Genomic DNA, 14,934 nt, shown 5'->3' with positions numbered 1-14,934 from the left:
GCTAAATTGATTAACGAATAGCAAATGATAGTTTTTGAATCATACTCAAAAATCTAAAATTTAAAGTTTAAATCTTTTTGGCTGAGATTATACCCATAGAACCTAGAACAGGTAATGCTGTTTAGGAAGCCAAGCGTTAAGAAAATGTCTAATGGGCATTTTTAGCGAGGTGCTGGCCAGCGGGCTGGAGATACCAACTGCTGGAATTTAAACTAACAAACAACAGAATAACGCCCCTTTTATTCGTAAACTAAATTTATTTACGAATGAAAACGTTACGATTTACTACCTTTTTTGCATTAGTTGCCACCACCATGTTGGCACAAACACAACAACAAGACTCTACCGCTGTTGAAAACCTAGAAGAAGTTCTGGTTAAATCTATTCGTGTAGAGGCAGATTCTCCAATTACACACTCCAACCTTTCAAAAGAAGAGATTGAAAAGCGAAACCTAGGGCAGGACATCCCTGTATTGTTAAATTATCTGCCGTCTGTAGTTACAACAAGTGATGCGGGTGCCGGGGTTGGATATACCTATATACGAGTACGCGGTAGTGATGCTTCCAGAATTAATGTAACCCTAAATGGCATTCCCTTTAACGATGCCGAAAGTCAAGGAACATTTTTTGTGAACCTTCCAGATTTTGCTTCTTCGGTGCAAAGTTTACAATTGCAACGTGGTGTGGGTACATCTACCAATGGTTCTGGAGCATTTGGTGCAAGTCTTAATTTACTTACCGATGCCGTGTCTAAAGAAGCCTATGGAGAAATAGCTAACAGCTTTGGATCTTTTAATACACGAAAACATAATGTAAAATTTAGCACTGGTCTGCTTATGGATCATTTAGAACTTTCTGGCCGACTGTCTACCATTCAAAGTGATGGTTATATTGATCGCGCTTCAAGCGATTTAAAGTCATATTTTCTTCAAGCTGCGTATAAAGATGCCAACACATTGGTAAAGGCTATTACGTTTGGAGGGAGAGAAGAAACCTATCAGGCATATTACGGAATTGACGCAGCAACTTTAGCCACAGACCGAACCTTTAATACTGTAGGGCAACAATTTGATGCAAATGGAAACTTTCAAGGGTATTACGATAATGAGGTAGATAACTACGCGCAAGATCATTATCAACTGTTGTGGAACCAGCGTTTCAATAACAATTGGAGTACAAATGTATCCTTAAACTATACCTACGGAAGGGGTTATTTTGAACAATATGTAGATGATTTTTATTATACGAATGTGCTTTTTAGTGGTGATAGCCAATTTGATTTCTTAGGTGCAGAACCGATTGAATTAAATGGCGAAACCATTTCTTCAACTGATTATATTAGACGCCGGTGGTTAGATAACGACTTTTATGCAGTTAATGCCAATGCAAATTATAAGGATGCAAGTTGGGACATCTCTGGAGGTGTTTTCTTTAGTATGTACGATGGTGACCACTTTGGTGAAATTCTCTGGAGCGAATTCCCTATTGGGTACGACTACAAAGAACGTTATTATGCTGGAACAGGTGATAAAGATGAATTTACTGTGTTTGGAAAAGCAACCTATCGCATAAATACGCAGTGGAGTGTATTTGGTGATTTACAAGGTAGGTTTGTTACTCATAAAACCAGCGGAATTGAAAGTGATGGACAACCTCTTAATGTAGACGTTACATACGATTTCTTCAATCCCAAAGCAGGAGCTTCGTTTCAGCTAAATGAAAAGAATCAATTTTACGCTTCCTACGGAAGGGCAAACAGAGAGCCACGTCGTAGCGATTTTGAAGAAGATCTGTTTACTGCAGAAACGCTCGATGATTTTGAATTAGGGTGGCGTTTCGGTTCAGATAAAGTTCAAGTAAATAGTAACCTTTTCTATATGGATTATAAGAACCAGTTAGTACTTTCTGGAGCTTTAAACGATGTAGGCGCTCCTATTCGTACCACAAGTGGAAACAGCTATAGACTAGGAATTGAGATAGATGCTCAAATTTCAGTTTTAGATAATCTTTCGGTACTACCAAATATTGCTTTAAGTACTAATAAAAACAAAGATTTTTTCTTCTCTCGTGATGGACAATTGGTAAATCTAGGTAATACAAACATTTCATATTCACCAGAAATAGTTGCTGGAAATGCAATTTTATATCGTCCAGCTACAAACTTGGAAATTGGGTTTCTTTCAAAATTTGTTGGAGAACAATTTATGGGAAATATAGACAGTGAAGTTTCAAAATTGGAGAGCTATTTTATAAACGATTTAAACATAAACTATACGCTTAAGAAAGTGCCTTTTGTAAGGGAGGTAGTGTTACAAGGTTTGGTAAACAACTTGTTTAATGTGGAGTATGTTAGCAACGGTTATTTTTTCACGTTTGACGACGACTTTAGCAATCCGCCAGCCGTAACCACAGTAGAAGGAGCTGGGTTTTTTCCTCAGGCAACCATAAATTTCTTAGTTGGCGCAACGGTAAAATTTTAATCTCTTGAAATATCTATAATGTTAGACGTACTGAGCGAAGGGCAGGTGTAGGTCATAGGGAAGTCTCAAAGCGAAATCAGTTACCATTATTTTATTGAATGCTCCGCTAATGCTAAAGACATAAGCGGAGCATGTTTTTTGCCAACAGATATCGATTATATTTTAGTAACTTACAGTATGCAATCATAGCTAGGTAGGTCTAGCTTAATTATATTACTATGAAAAGGTTACTTCTGCTAATGCTGCTAATTTCGTCCTCGTTAACAGCACAAGACTATATACCCATGTTACAAGATGGCAATAAATGGGGCACACAATATTGTTTTTTTGGAGAATGCGAAGGAATATTTATTACTCAAATAATAGGTGAAGAAATTGTTAATGGCAAAGTCTATAAAGCCTTAAAAAATGAGACCTGCTTGCTTCGAGAAGAAAATGGGGTTGTGTATATTTTAAATGACGACCAGAGTGAAGATGTGTATTTAGATTTTACATTGGAAATTGGAGATTCTTTATTTAAAGAAGATTTGTTTGATAATTGTCTTGTACTAGATACTTCAGAAGATATTGATGAAATTAGGATTGTAGACGTTCAATCGCAGTTTATTTTAGGAGAAGATAGAAAAGTTCTTTATACGGCATATTATCATGATGGTGTACAATTTGACCTTGGCGGTGAAGAAGAGATTTGGATAGAAGGAATTGGCTCTACAGCGGGAATTGGCCCTGGAGGGATTATATTCGACCTTGAAGTTAGGCTAAGATGCTTTACAAACAACGGTGAAACCATTAAGGTGGACGGCCATGAAATAACAGAAACGGATGATGCCTGTGAAGAAACTACAGCGGGAGTAGATGAATTTGATTTAAGTCAAATAAGCATCACACCAAATCCTGCTCATGATAAGGCAACATTATCACTTCCTTTGCCAATCAACAGCGCTCGAATCAAAATTTTTGATATAAATGGAAGGGTTTTCTATGAAGCGCCGATTTCAGCAAAAAACACACCCTTAGACGTTTCATTACTGCCAAGTGGCTTATATTTTTATCAAATCTATTCGAAGAACCAATTACTAGTAACTAAAAAGTTGCTTGTGTCTTAAAAACTGATACGGATTAGTTTAAGTAGTGTCTAATTTGATACCTGAATAGTATTACCGTTTCTAACGGCATTGTAACGTAGCATTGGGTACAAAGTCTCGTCTGGAGAAGTATGTTGTCCTGTTATGATGTTATACTCATTGTTGTCGGTAGTGCAGGTGCACGTTGCAAAAACTCCTTCAATTTCCATACGAGAGCATGAGTTAGGGGTGTGGTTAGGGTCACTTAATTCAAAAGCGCTGTATTCCGTATTATTGATGTTATAAATAACTACACCTTTAATTCCTTGCGGAGGTGCCAATGTTACACTACCGCCAGGGAAATTTAACGCATTATACTCAGGTAAATTAAGGTTTAAGCTAATGTTAACTAGCGGATTAATTAAAAAAGGATTCTGATCTAAGGTGTCGTCATCACTCTTACATGCAAATAAAAAGGCAAGGGCAAATAATGTAGCGAGTATTTTGTTTGTTCTTAATCTCAAAATAGGGTTATTATTAGAGGTTTTTGTATATTGTATTGTCGGTATTTCACGAGTCTCAAAAGTACGACAAAATAGACAACAAGTTATTTTTTAGTATATTTGCATCATGAAATCCCGTCAACGTATGGGATTTTTCCATTCCCGCACAGGCGGGAATCTTTTGTATATAGACTATTTACATAGTCTGAAAATTAATTACAAGATTAGAACGAAGGAATTATGAGTAAAGTATCTTATTATACTGCCGAAGGATTAAAAAAATTACGAGACGAACTCAACCAGTTAAAAGATGTTGAGCGTCCTAAGGCTTCTCAAGCTATTGCTGAAGCACGAGATAAAGGTGATTTAAGTGAAAATGCCGAATATGACGCTGCTAAAGAAGCACAAGGAATGTTAGAAATGCGTATCTCTAAATTAGAAGATACCTTATCTGGCGCAAGACTTATAGACGAAAGTCAACTAGACACCAGCAAAGTATTGGTTCATTCTACCGTAAAAATAAAGAACCAAACCAATGGGGCTACCATGACCTATAAATTGGTTGCACAGAGTGAGGCAGACCTTAAAACGGGTAAGATTTCAGTAGATTCACCTATAGGAAAAGGGCTTTTAGGTAAAAAAGTTGGTGATGTAGCAGAAATTCAGGTGCCTAATGGTACTATGAAATTTGATATTGTTGAAATATCAAGAGATTAATTATGGCGTCTATCTTTACTAAGATTATAGAAGGCGAAATTCCTTGTCATAAAATTGCCGAAGATCATAAATTCATTGCTTTTTTAGACATTAATCCCAACGCCAAGGGACACACACTTTGTGTTCCTAAGGAAGAAGTAAATAAGCTGTTTGATCTTGGTGAACAAGATTATTTGCAACTCATGCAATTTTCAAGACAAGTAGCAAAAGCGCTAGAAAAAACAGTTTCTTGTGATAGAATAGGAGTTTCAGTTATAGGGCTGGAAGTACCGCATGTGCATGTGCATTTAATTCCAATCAACGAGATGAAAGATATGTCTTTTCAGCATAAAATTAAGATGACCCAAGAAGAGCTGGCTGCTCTCGCGGTTGACATTCAGAAAAATTTATAACTACGCAAAATAATAAATCAGTGCGCCAACTAGCAGTGCATCTGCTAGAATAATGAGATAAAACAAGGGTTTAAGTCTAATTGCTGTTGGTAGTGGTTTCGCTAATTTTCTGTTGTACTCATAAACCCGTTCTATATCTTCTGTCCAATTTACTGGAAAAATGGCACTATTACAGGTAGAGCAATGCATGGTAGATGAAATTTCGCTTAGAGCTTTTTCGTAGAATTTGTTTTCCTTTTTTTGTTGGGTAAACTCAAGTTGCAGTCCATCTTTTCCATAACAGATAGGGCAGTTGTTATTTAAGCTGGCGGTATGAATGGTATGTGTAGTCTTCATTTAGGTTATTTCTGTAAGCATGATACTCATGGTTGTGCCTTTTGGGGTACTCCTTAGGACACGTATTTTTCCATTGTGGTACTCTTCTATAATTCTTTTTACTAGTGACAAGCCAAGACCCCAGCCCCGTTTCTTTGTAGTAAAGCCTGGGTGAAATACTTTTTTATGGTTTCGCTTTGGAATACCTTTTCCAGTATCAGAGACATCTAGAAATGCTTTGTTGCCTTTTTGGGAAATCGTTACTACAATTTTACCCTTTCCTTTCATAGCGTCTATTGCGTTTTTAACTAAATTTTCTATTGTCCAACTAAATAACTGCTGGTTAAGCAACACATATATAGGTTTTTCTGGCACGTCTAATTCAAAGTCTATAAGCTTAGAGCTACGCGCTTTTAAATAATCATAAGTTTGCGTAGTTTCAGAAACAAGATCTGTGCGCTCTAACGTGGGCGCAGAACCAATTTTAGAAAATCGCTCGGTTATAGTCTGTAATCTGTCAATGTCTTTTTCAATTTCTAAAATGTAATCTGGGTTTACATTTTCAGTTTTTAAAATTTCAGTCCATCCAACAAGCGACGATAGTGGTGTGCCAATTTGGTGTGCAGTTTCTTTCGCCATACCTGCCCAAAGTTTATTTTGGTCAGCGCTTTTGGCAGTTCGGTAAAAGAAATATACCGCGGTAAAAACAAGAATTAAGATAATTATGAGTAACGCCGGATAGTATTTAAGTTTTGTGATAATAGGAGAGTTTCCGTAGTAAATCACAGTGAGCAACTTGCCCTCGTACTTTACCTCTAAGGGTTTGTATTCTTGAGAAAATTCTTTAGAAAGTTCTATCATTTGGGCTCTCAATTTTAGAGAATCCATTTTTGGAAGTTCAATGTTTCTATAGTCATAACTGTCGTTTTCTAGATTGTGCATGACCATGGGGGTGGTGGTGTTGCCTTCAATTACTTTAAGCACCACATCACTCATTACTTGGTTACTACTTAACATCTGTTCCTGCAGGTCTTGTTGTGCAAAAGCCCAAATCTGCATTTTAGAACGCTCATTTTGTTTCAAAATATCGAAGAAAACGTAAGTGTTCCACCCAACGAGTGCTACAATTAGAAATGAGATAAGAATAAGAATATAGCGTACTAGTGATTTTCTATTGTACATAGATTGTTTTTTCCAGTTCTAAATATAAAGTAATTATGTTAATATTATTGTGTTGCTATGTTTTCAATAACTAGTCACATTGGGTACATTTGTGCTATGCTAAGTATAGATCCAAAAGCAATTTCAGTTGGCGCGTTACATGGGTATTTGTTAGGCGCAGTATCGCCTAGACCTATTTGTTTTGCAAGCACAGTAGATGCAGAGGGCAATGTGAACCTTTCTCCGTATAGTTTTTTTAATGTGTTTAGTGCAAACCCACCTGTCATGATTTTTTCACCGGCACGAAGGGTTCGTGATAATACAACCAAGCATACGTTAGAGAATGTACTGGAGACCAAAGAAGTGGTTATTAACATTGTGAGTCATGCTATGGTTCAACAAATGAGTCTTTCTTCTACAGAGTATGACAAAGGTGTAAATGAGTTTATAAAAGCGGGTTTTACTCAAATCCCGTCATCTGTTGTAAAACCGCCACGTGTTAAAGAAGCCCCGGTTCAATTTGAATGTAAAGTAACGGACGTTATTCACTTAGGAAATGAAGGCGGTGCAGGTAATTTGGTGTTGTGTGAAGTTGTACATGTACATATAGATGAGGCTGTGCTAGATGATGAACAGAAAATAGATCCACTTAAAATTGACACCGTTGCAAGAATGGGTGGAAATTGGTACTCGAGAGCAAAAGATGGGCTGTTTGAAGTTGAAAAACCGTTGCGCACTCTAGGTATTGGTGTAGATAGATTGCCACTTGCCGTACGTTTAAGTAAAACTTTGACGGGTAACGATTTAGGGATGCTTGCGAACGTTGAAGCGTTGCCTAATGAAGATGAAATTAGTACCTTTGTGAACCAAGCATCTGAGCCGTATCAATACTTAATTATGTCGGGTACAGAAGCAGAAATACACACAGAAGCACAAGCACTTTTGAGCACTGGAGACGTGCATCAAGCGTGGTGTTTGTTGCTGTCTAAAAAATAAAATAAGTTTAATTAATAAGGAATCCGATATAACGGATGATGAATATGGAAGTACAAGGAAAAATTAAAATGATAGACGAAACTAAAACCTATGGAAGCAATGGTTTTAGAAAGAGAGAATTGGTTGTGACTACAGAAGAGCAATATCCACAACACATAATGATTGAGTTTGTGCAAGATAAAACAGACCTTTTAAATACGTATCAAGTTGGGCAAAATGTGAAGGTGAGCATTAACCTACGTGGTCGTGAATGGGTAAATCCACAAGGAGAGACAAAGTACTTTAACTCTATTCAGGGTTGGAGAATTGAAAATATAGATCAATCTGTTGCAGCAGATATGCCTCCAATGCCCCCCGCAGATGCCTTTGAACCTGCAACAAATCTGAATGAAGATGATCACGATGATCTTCCATTCTAAGGAATAATAACATATAGTTAAAATCCTGCCGTTAGGCGGGATTTTTTATTTTTACGAAACATCTTGCTGAAATATAAATAGTAAGGTGGTTTAACTATAAACGACCTATTTTTTAATGAAGGTACTTTCAAAAGAACTGCTTTTTCCAAAGGTAGAAGAGGCAAATCCCGATGGCTTGCTTGCCATAGGAGGCGATCTTTCTACGGAAAGATTACTACTTGCATATAGGTCGGGAATTTTTCCTTGGTACGAAGCAAATCAGCCCATTCTTTGGTGGAGTCCCAATCCGCGTATGGTTCTTTTTTTAGAAGATGTTACAATTTCTAAGTCGCTAAAAAAGGTGATTCGAAAACAGGAGTTCACAGTTACCTTTAATAAAAATTTTGATGCAGTTATTGAGCAATGCGCATGTGTAAAAAGAGCGGGGCAGCAGGGCACATGGATAACAAAAGAGATGATATGTGCGTACCAAAAGTTACACAAACTTGGGCATGCATTATCATTTGAAGTTTGGAGAGATATAGTTTTAGTTGGGGGTGGCTACGGAATAGACCTTCCAGAACAGAAGGTTTTCTGCGGAGAAAGTATGTTTAGTCTTGAAAGTAATGCTTCTAAGGTTGGTTTTGAATCGCTCATTAACCGTTGCGCCGGTGAGAATTACCAAATAATAGATTGTCAGGTGTACACGTCTCATTTAGAGCGTTTTGGCGCAAAAGAAATCTCAAGAAGTTCATTTATGGAGTTGTTAACGCAAAGCCATTCAGCATATTAATCGTAAATTATTTCCGTATATTCGCAATCAATTCAATTTGTTTTTTTATGAAAAAGAATACCCCACTTTTACTGCTTTTCTTAGTTTGCTTGAGCACATTTATGTTTGCACAAGAGCAGCCGTTGCCTAATTATCTGACTGAAGGAGAAAAACTTCAGTTAAACGATTTTCCATTTAGCAATGCCAATCGTACACCACCCCCAACAGGACCCGTGCGTACCATGGCCGAATGGGAAGAAGTAGAATACCTAGTTGTAACTTGGGAACCCAATTTTGAGAATATTTTACGTCAGATAGTAGAAGTAGGTGTTCAAGAATGTAAGGTAATTATTACCACACAAAACGAAACTTCTGTTTCTAATTATTTAACTTCTAACGGTATTAGTCTTGCCAATATCACCTTTATGGATGAAGATTGGGACAGTATCTGGATTCGCGACTATGCGGGTAATACAGTTTATAGTGATGATGTAGGTGAACGAGCTCTTGTAGATTGGATTTATAATCGTCCGAGGCCTAATGATAATGTAATGCCTTTAGCCCACGCAAGTACTACTGGTGTTCCAATTTATGTAACAGATTCAGGAACTAACGATTTGGTGAATACCGGCGGAAATTTTATGAGCGATGGACTAGGAAATGCATTTGCTTCAGAATTAATTCTAGAAGAAAATGAGCCAGGTAATCCTTACGGAGTATCTCCTAAAACCGAAGCACAAATAGATCAGATTATGAGTGATTATATGGGTATTGACACCTATATTAAAATGACAGCATTGCCTTTTGATGTCATTAATCATATCGATATGCACCTAAAGTTGTTAGATGAAGAAACGTTGTTGGTGAGTAAATATCCAGAAGGGGTGGCAGACGGGCCGCAAATAGAACAGAACATCAACTACGTACTAAATAATTTTCAATCGCCATTTGGTACACCATACGATGTAAAGTGGATTGATGCACCGCCAAGTACTTCAGGTAACTATCCAGACAACGGAGGGTTTTATAGAAACTTTACCAACGCCATCTTTGTGAACAAATCAATTTTACTACCTATCTACAGACCAGAAGTTGATGGGCCCGCATTACAGCAATGGCAAGAAATGATGCCTGGGTACAATATTGTAGGTATAGATGTAGATAACTCTGGAGAAAATTTAATTTCTCAAGTTGGTGCTATTCATTGTATTACACATACCATAGGTGTAGATGAGCCGCTATGGATTGTTCATCAAAAAATTAAGGAAGCCGAAGCAAATACAAATGTTACTGTAGAAGCTCAAATAAAGCATATCTCTGGTATTACTACTGCATCTGTATTTTGGAAAGAAGAAAGTGCAACTACCTGGACAGAGAGCGCAATGACATCGGTAGGTGCCGATATGTGGGAAGCGACTATTGCAATTCCAGAAACTACAGAAGATATTCAATATTATATCTCTGCAGAGGCTACATCTGGTAAATCAATGGTTCGCCCAATAGTAGCTCCAGAAGGATATTGGTCTATTGTTTTAGACGGTTCACTTGGATTAGCAAACTTAGAGGCAAATCGTGTAATGGGGCCCTTCCCTAATCCGGCAACAACAGAAATGTCGTTCAGATTTAGTCAGGATATTACCGCGGTAGATGTAACTATTACAAATCTATTGGGGCAAACACTACATGCTAGTACAGAACGTGTAGATGGAGGAGTATTACGTATGCCATTGCAGTCTAACTGGTCTGGAACGTTGTTTGTTTCACTTACAACTGCCCAAGGTACTACAGTAAGGAAGCTGCTAAAGCGCTAAAATAAGGCATGTAAAACATTGAATTTAGCCACATTTATTTGTGGCTTTTTTCGTATTAATGTTATAGTTTCGTGTATTTCATGGGATATATTTGGTTTTTAATCAGATATTTATCATATTGCTACTACTTATTTCTAAAGTCCCAAGCTTATGAAAAATTTTCACCTTATAGTAGCGGTGTGTCTCGCCCTATTCTGTAGTCTGTCTGTGACTGCCCAGACTAAGAAGACAGATGTAAACACAGATGTAGATATTGTAAAAGTCTACGAACAAGTTGTTAAGGAAGGTTATCCTACGCTCGAAATTTATAAAGAGTTGGCAATGGCTCAATATTTCCGAAGTAATTATAAAGAAGCTAAAAAGTGGTTCGAAAAATGGTTTGACCTAGAGATGCCTAAAGATGCAGCCGCCAAGCATCGCTATAAGCAGACACTTCGTGCACTTAAAGTTTCAGCAAAAAATAATAAATACCTTGCTGTGGCCACCGCAGCCAGAAACTAATTTATACCTGCGTATAACGGAAACAATCAACAAGGTGGTCATTTACCATGCCTGTAGCTTGCATATGAGCATAAACCACAGTACTGCCCACAAATTTAAATCCCCGCTTTTTTAAATCTTTGCTAATAGTATCACTCAATGTGGTGTTGGCGGGAACATTTTCTTTAGACTTTAGTTGGTTTTTAATAGGGGTGCCATCTACAAATCCCCAAATATAATCGCTAAAAGAGCCAAACTCTTCTTGAACTTTCATATAAGCTTGAGCGTTACTAACAGTAGCACGAACTTTTAATCTATTTCGTATAATTCCTGCATCTTGTAACAAAGCCTCAATTTTATTCTCAGAATACTTTGCAATTTTTTTATAGTCGAAATTGTCGAATGCCTTTCTGAAATTTTCGCGTTTTCGAAGTATGGTAATCCAACTTAACCCAGCTTGAAAAGTTTCTAAAATTAAAAATTCGAACAGGCGTTCATCGTCTTTTACAGGCACTCCCCACTCTTCATCATGATAAGAAATGTATAAAGGATCGTCACCACACCACCAACAGCGATTTTTTTTCATAGTTTTATTTTTGAAGATGTCGAAAGGTAGTAAGTTATTATTTTTTTTTACGTCTTAGTGCATATGAAAATTTCAGAAAAAACAAAAGAAGTACTTGTAGCTAAGGCTATGACTGAGGCAACAGATTATACAGCCTATAGAGAATTAGTTGCGGCTCATGCGCAGCAAGAAACTAGCACAGGAGCTATCCAAACAGAAGCGCTAAGCGAATACACCCAGTTAAGCAATGCGCGTATGCGTAGATTAGACAAAACGCTTAAAATACCTGAAGCTGTGGCAACTGCATTTAAAAACACGTCGAGCAAACAACAATGGTTGGTGTTAACCGAGAGTTGGTGTGGTGATGCAGCTCAAAGCATGCCAGCAATGCAAAAAGTAGCCGATTTAGCAGAAGGAATCACATTAAGTGTTGTTTTGAGAGATGAACATCCCGAATTAATGGACGCCTTTTTAACCAACGGAAGTCGCTCTATTCCCAAATTAATAGTCTTTGATACCGAAAAGAATAAAGTGATTACCAGTTGGGGTCCACGCCCATCGGTGGCAACAAAAATGGTAAATGATTTTAAAGCAGCACATGGTACACTCACTCCAGAGTTTAAGAGAGACCTGCAAGTTTGGTACACCAAAGACAAAGGCCAAAATATATTTGAAGATTTAGCGCGTTTAATCGACTAATCTTGTCCGGGAAAGCTATATGTAATAGTGCCTAACTGACTTGGTTTACCCGCTAAGGTTGTAAATCGGGAATCGTTAGCGTAGTTCAACGCGCTTTCTATGAGACAGCCATTTGTGGTAGTAGACAGTCCTTTGTTATAGGTGGCCTTGGTTACTTTACCAAGCTCGTTCACCTCAATTGATATAACAATGTTGCCGCCACCTTCACAGATGTATACAGGGTTGGGTAAGTCTAAGGCATTTCGGTCTTTTAGCCTATACCGAATAGTTGTTTTACGGTTGCTACCTTTTGTAGCCTTTTTATTGCCTTCTTCTTTACTCAGAGATGTTTCAAAAGTTTCATTTACTTTTTCTTTGGCAGCTTTTATGGTGGCGTTCGAGTTGTTTGTTAACCCCTCGGTAATAGCCGCGTCCATTTGGGCTAGTTTAGATTCAAGGCTTTCTTCTTCTGCGTCTGTACCTTCTTCTAAAAAAGCTTCGGCCTCATTGTAGGCGCGGTTTGTCTCTATGATAGTTTTCTCAAGCTCAGAAAGCGCCAGTTCATCTTGCTCTTCTTCTAAAAGCGGATCAGTTTCGGTATATTCTATATCGTATTTAGGATTAAAAGGTTCTTGCCCTTTTCCCAACTTCCAGCTATAGAGTGCAAGAAAAAATATAGCAAAAAGTAGGCAAGTGATTAAAAACGAACGATATGAATAGTTAAAATTCATAATTGCAAGTACTGAAATTTTCTTGAAAACACCTTGAAAATTAACGGGTTGTTATGATAGCGCTCAATCTACAATTGTGTTGAGCGGCTCCTTTTACTTATAGGATTTTCTACAAATCTTTGATAGATTTTTCAAAAGCTTCTATTGAAATTGCGTTGTTAACAGAAAAATCGCCAATTTTTGTACGTCGTAATGCCGAAAGGTGGGCTCCATTATCTAACGCTTTTCCGAAGTCATGCGCGAGCGATCTAATGTAGGTGCCTTTGCTGCAAGCTACTTTAAATGAAACTTCAGGCATGTTTATCTTAGTAATTTCAAAACTTGAAATATGTATTTGCCTACTCGGTATTTCAACAACTTCGCCCGCTCTGGCATACTCATATAGGCGTTTCCCCTCTTTCTTTAAGGCAGAAAACACTGGAGGTTGTTGTTGGATATCACCAACAAATTGTTTGGTAGTATTGCGTATGTTTTCTTCGGAAATAGAACCTGTTTCAAACCTATTGTCTATTTCTGTTTCTAAATCGTAACTAGGCGTCGTTGCCCCCAATGTTATGATACCAGTGTACTCTTTGTGTTGCGCTTGGTATGTTTCTATTTGCTTCGTGAATTTACCAGTACATAGAATCAGCAATCCAGTTGCCAAAGGGTCTAAAGTACCCGCATGACCTACTTTAATTTTTTTAAGATTGAATTGTTTTCTAATGAGCCAACGCACCTTATTTACCACTTGAAAGGAAGTCCATTCTAGTGGTTTGTCAATTAAAATAACCTGTCCGTTTTTATAGTCTTCGGCTGTCATATTAAACAAAACTTACAATAATTGCGATGACCCCAACAAGAAGACAGTAAATAGAGAACCAGCTTAGTTTGCTCTTTTTTACCAAGGCAATCATCCAAGTACAAGCAAACAAGCCTGCAATAAATGCTGCTGCAAAACCAAGACCTAGCGTAGTGTAATTAGTGCTTTCAGAAAAAAGTTCTCCGCCGAGAACATCTTTAGCAATTTTACCAAAAATTAAAGGGACAACCATTAAAAACGAAAATCGCGCAGCCTTACTCTTGTCATTCCCTAATAATACCGACGTAGAAATTGTGGCGCCGCTACGAGAAATTCCTGGTAGCATGGCAATGGCTTGTGAAATTCCGATAATGAATGCGTGTGCAAACGATACTTTTTTGCCTGTGTTCTTTGCGCGATCTGCCAGCCATAATAAAAGAGCCGTAATAATTAGCATAGCGCCAACAAAAGCTATGCTTCCGCCAAAGAATGATTCTAGTTGCTCTTCAAATAAAATACCAATAATAGCTGCTGGAATCATAGAAACAGCAATTTTTGTAACAAACTGCGTTTCTTCATTCCATTTAAATTTCAGCAAACCACTAAGAATTTCAATAATATCTTTTCTAAAAATAACAATGGTGCTTAAGGCGGTGGCAAAGTGTAGCACTACAGTAAATAGAAGACTTTCTTCGGGCACAGAATTATCCCCCAAAATAGCCTTTCCTAGCTCTAGGTGTCCGCTAGATGAAACAGGTAAAAATTCGGTTAACCCTTGAATGATGCCAAGTAATATGGCTTCCCATGCCTCCATAGGTTACTTGGTCTTGTTCGGATTTAGAAGTATGGCGTACACTTCTATTCCAAAACCAATTAAAATAAGTGCTGGTGCTAAACGTATGCGCCGCCAGCTGTAGATTTCTGGATTAAAAACATTAGGATCGTCACTACCTCCACCGGTCATTAGAATAAACCCTAATACAATAAAGGCAACACCAATTAACATGAAGGTGTAGTTCTTTTTTTCAAAAATAAAGGTGCTGTTTTTAGCAGCTTCTTCTTTTCTTTTTTGTTCTCCCAAAATGTAATA

The 14,934-nt window shown here is 37.6% G+C and carries 18 protein-coding genes; 10 read left to right on the top strand and 8 right to left on the bottom strand.

The window, feature by feature from the left end:
- Positions 1-266: 266 nt before the first annotated feature.
- Positions 267-2,480, top strand: coding sequence for a TonB-dependent receptor (locus tag G5B37_RS08145; RefSeq protein WP_164679547.1), 2,214 nt, complete (start codon positions 267-269; stop codon positions 2,478-2,480).
- Between the two features lie 218 nt (positions 2,481-2,698).
- On the top strand, positions 2,699-3,586 hold the full coding sequence (locus G5B37_RS08140) for a T9SS type A sorting domain-containing protein (protein WP_164679546.1): 888 nt from the start codon (positions 2,699-2,701) through the stop codon (positions 3,584-3,586).
- Positions 3,587-3,615: 29 nt separating this feature from the next.
- Here G5B37_RS08140 and G5B37_RS08135 read toward each other — a convergent pair whose 3' ends face one another.
- Positions 3,616-4,068 (bottom strand): hypothetical protein, encoded by a 453-nt coding sequence (locus G5B37_RS08135; RefSeq protein ID WP_164679545.1) that lies wholly within the window; start codon positions 4,066-4,068, stop codon positions 3,616-3,618.
- Positions 4,069-4,287: 219 nt separating this feature from the next.
- Between G5B37_RS08135 and greA the strand changes: the two genes are divergently transcribed.
- Both greA and G5B37_RS08125 read left to right on the top strand, forming a co-directional pair.
- Positions 4,288-4,764, top strand: coding sequence for a transcription elongation factor GreA (greA, locus tag G5B37_RS08130; RefSeq protein WP_164679544.1), 477 nt, complete (start codon positions 4,288-4,290; stop codon positions 4,762-4,764).
- Positions 4,765-4,766: 2 nt separating this feature from the next.
- The gene (locus G5B37_RS08125) at positions 4,767-5,156 is read left to right on the top strand and encodes an HIT family protein (protein WP_164679543.1); all 390 of its coding nucleotides are present in this window, start codon (positions 4,767-4,769) and stop codon (positions 5,154-5,156) included.
- Here the strand turns inward: G5B37_RS08125 and G5B37_RS08120 are convergent, their stop codons facing one another.
- Positions 5,157-5,492: a hypothetical protein gene (locus G5B37_RS08120; RefSeq protein ID WP_164679542.1), complete on the bottom strand. Its 336-nt coding sequence runs from the start codon at positions 5,490-5,492 to the stop codon at positions 5,157-5,159.
- Entirely contained in the window at positions 5,493-6,653 is a 1,161-nt protein-coding gene (locus tag G5B37_RS08115; protein WP_164679541.1) for a sensor histidine kinase, read from the bottom strand.
- Between the two features lie 96 nt (positions 6,654-6,749).
- Between G5B37_RS08115 and G5B37_RS08110 the strand changes: the two genes are divergently transcribed.
- The 5 genes from G5B37_RS08110 (at position 6,750) to G5B37_RS08090 (ending at position 11,110) form a co-directional block, all read left to right on the top strand.
- Positions 6,750-7,628, top strand: coding sequence for a flavin reductase family protein (locus G5B37_RS08110; protein WP_164679540.1), 879 nt, complete (start codon positions 6,750-6,752; stop codon positions 7,626-7,628).
- Between the two features lie 44 nt (positions 7,629-7,672).
- Positions 7,673-8,047: a DUF3127 domain-containing protein gene (locus G5B37_RS08105; RefSeq protein WP_164679539.1), complete on the top strand. Its 375-nt coding sequence runs from the start codon at positions 7,673-7,675 to the stop codon at positions 8,045-8,047.
- Positions 8,048-8,162: 115 nt separating this feature from the next.
- The gene (aat, locus tag G5B37_RS08100) at positions 8,163-8,819 is read left to right on the top strand and encodes a leucyl/phenylalanyl-tRNA--protein transferase (protein WP_164679538.1); all 657 of its coding nucleotides are present in this window, start codon (positions 8,163-8,165) and stop codon (positions 8,817-8,819) included.
- Positions 8,820-8,866: 47 nt separating this feature from the next.
- Positions 8,867-10,609 carry an agmatine deiminase family protein gene (locus tag G5B37_RS08095; protein ID WP_164679537.1) on the top strand — a complete coding sequence of 581 codons (1,743 nt, stop codon included), beginning with the start codon at positions 8,867-8,869 and terminating at the stop codon, positions 10,607-10,609.
- Between the two features lie 150 nt (positions 10,610-10,759).
- Positions 10,760-11,110 carry a hypothetical protein gene (locus G5B37_RS08090; RefSeq protein WP_164679536.1) on the top strand — a complete coding sequence of 117 codons (351 nt, stop codon included), beginning with the start codon at positions 10,760-10,762 and terminating at the stop codon, positions 11,108-11,110.
- 1 nt (position 11,111) lies between these two features.
- Here the strand turns inward: G5B37_RS08090 and G5B37_RS08085 are convergent, their stop codons facing one another.
- Positions 11,112-11,675, bottom strand: a complete 564-nt coding sequence (locus tag G5B37_RS08085; RefSeq protein WP_164679535.1) for a DNA-3-methyladenine glycosylase I — start codon at positions 11,673-11,675, stop codon at positions 11,112-11,114.
- 63 nt (positions 11,676-11,738) lie between these two features.
- Here G5B37_RS08085 and G5B37_RS08080 point away from each other — a divergent pair, with 63 nt between their 5' ends.
- Positions 11,739-12,353, top strand: a complete 615-nt coding sequence (locus G5B37_RS08080; protein ID WP_164679534.1) for a thioredoxin family protein — start codon at positions 11,739-11,741, stop codon at positions 12,351-12,353.
- Here G5B37_RS08080 and G5B37_RS08075 read toward each other — a convergent pair.
- The 4 genes from G5B37_RS08075 to G5B37_RS08060 all read right to left on the bottom strand — a co-directional run bounded on the left by G5B37_RS08075 (position 12,350) and on the right by G5B37_RS08060 (position 14,925).
- The gene (locus G5B37_RS08075) at positions 12,350-13,063 is read right to left on the bottom strand and encodes a hypothetical protein (protein ID WP_164679533.1); all 714 of its coding nucleotides are present in this window, start codon (positions 13,061-13,063) and stop codon (positions 12,350-12,352) included. The two genes, G5B37_RS08080 and G5B37_RS08075, sit on opposite strands and share 4 nt — an antisense overlap.
- Positions 13,064-13,172: 109 nt before the next feature.
- Positions 13,173-13,865, bottom strand: coding sequence for a tRNA pseudouridine(55) synthase TruB (gene truB, locus G5B37_RS08070; RefSeq protein ID WP_164679532.1), 693 nt, complete (start codon positions 13,863-13,865; stop codon positions 13,173-13,175).
- A gap of 1 nt (position 13,866) precedes the next feature.
- Positions 13,867-14,658, bottom strand: a complete 792-nt coding sequence (locus tag G5B37_RS08065; RefSeq protein ID WP_164679531.1) for an undecaprenyl-diphosphate phosphatase — start codon at positions 14,656-14,658, stop codon at positions 13,867-13,869.
- Between the two features lie 3 nt (positions 14,659-14,661).
- The gene (locus G5B37_RS08060) at positions 14,662-14,925 is read right to left on the bottom strand and encodes a DUF3098 domain-containing protein (protein WP_164679530.1); all 264 of its coding nucleotides are present in this window, start codon (positions 14,923-14,925) and stop codon (positions 14,662-14,664) included.
- Between the last annotated feature and the right edge of the window lie 9 nt (positions 14,926-14,934).

The organism is Rasiella rasia (assembly GCF_011044175.1).
Taxonomy (GTDB): Bacteria; Bacteroidota; Bacteroidia; order Flavobacteriales; family Flavobacteriaceae; genus Marinirhabdus; species Marinirhabdus rasia.
This window is presented reverse-complemented; position numbering and strand designations above follow the sequence as displayed.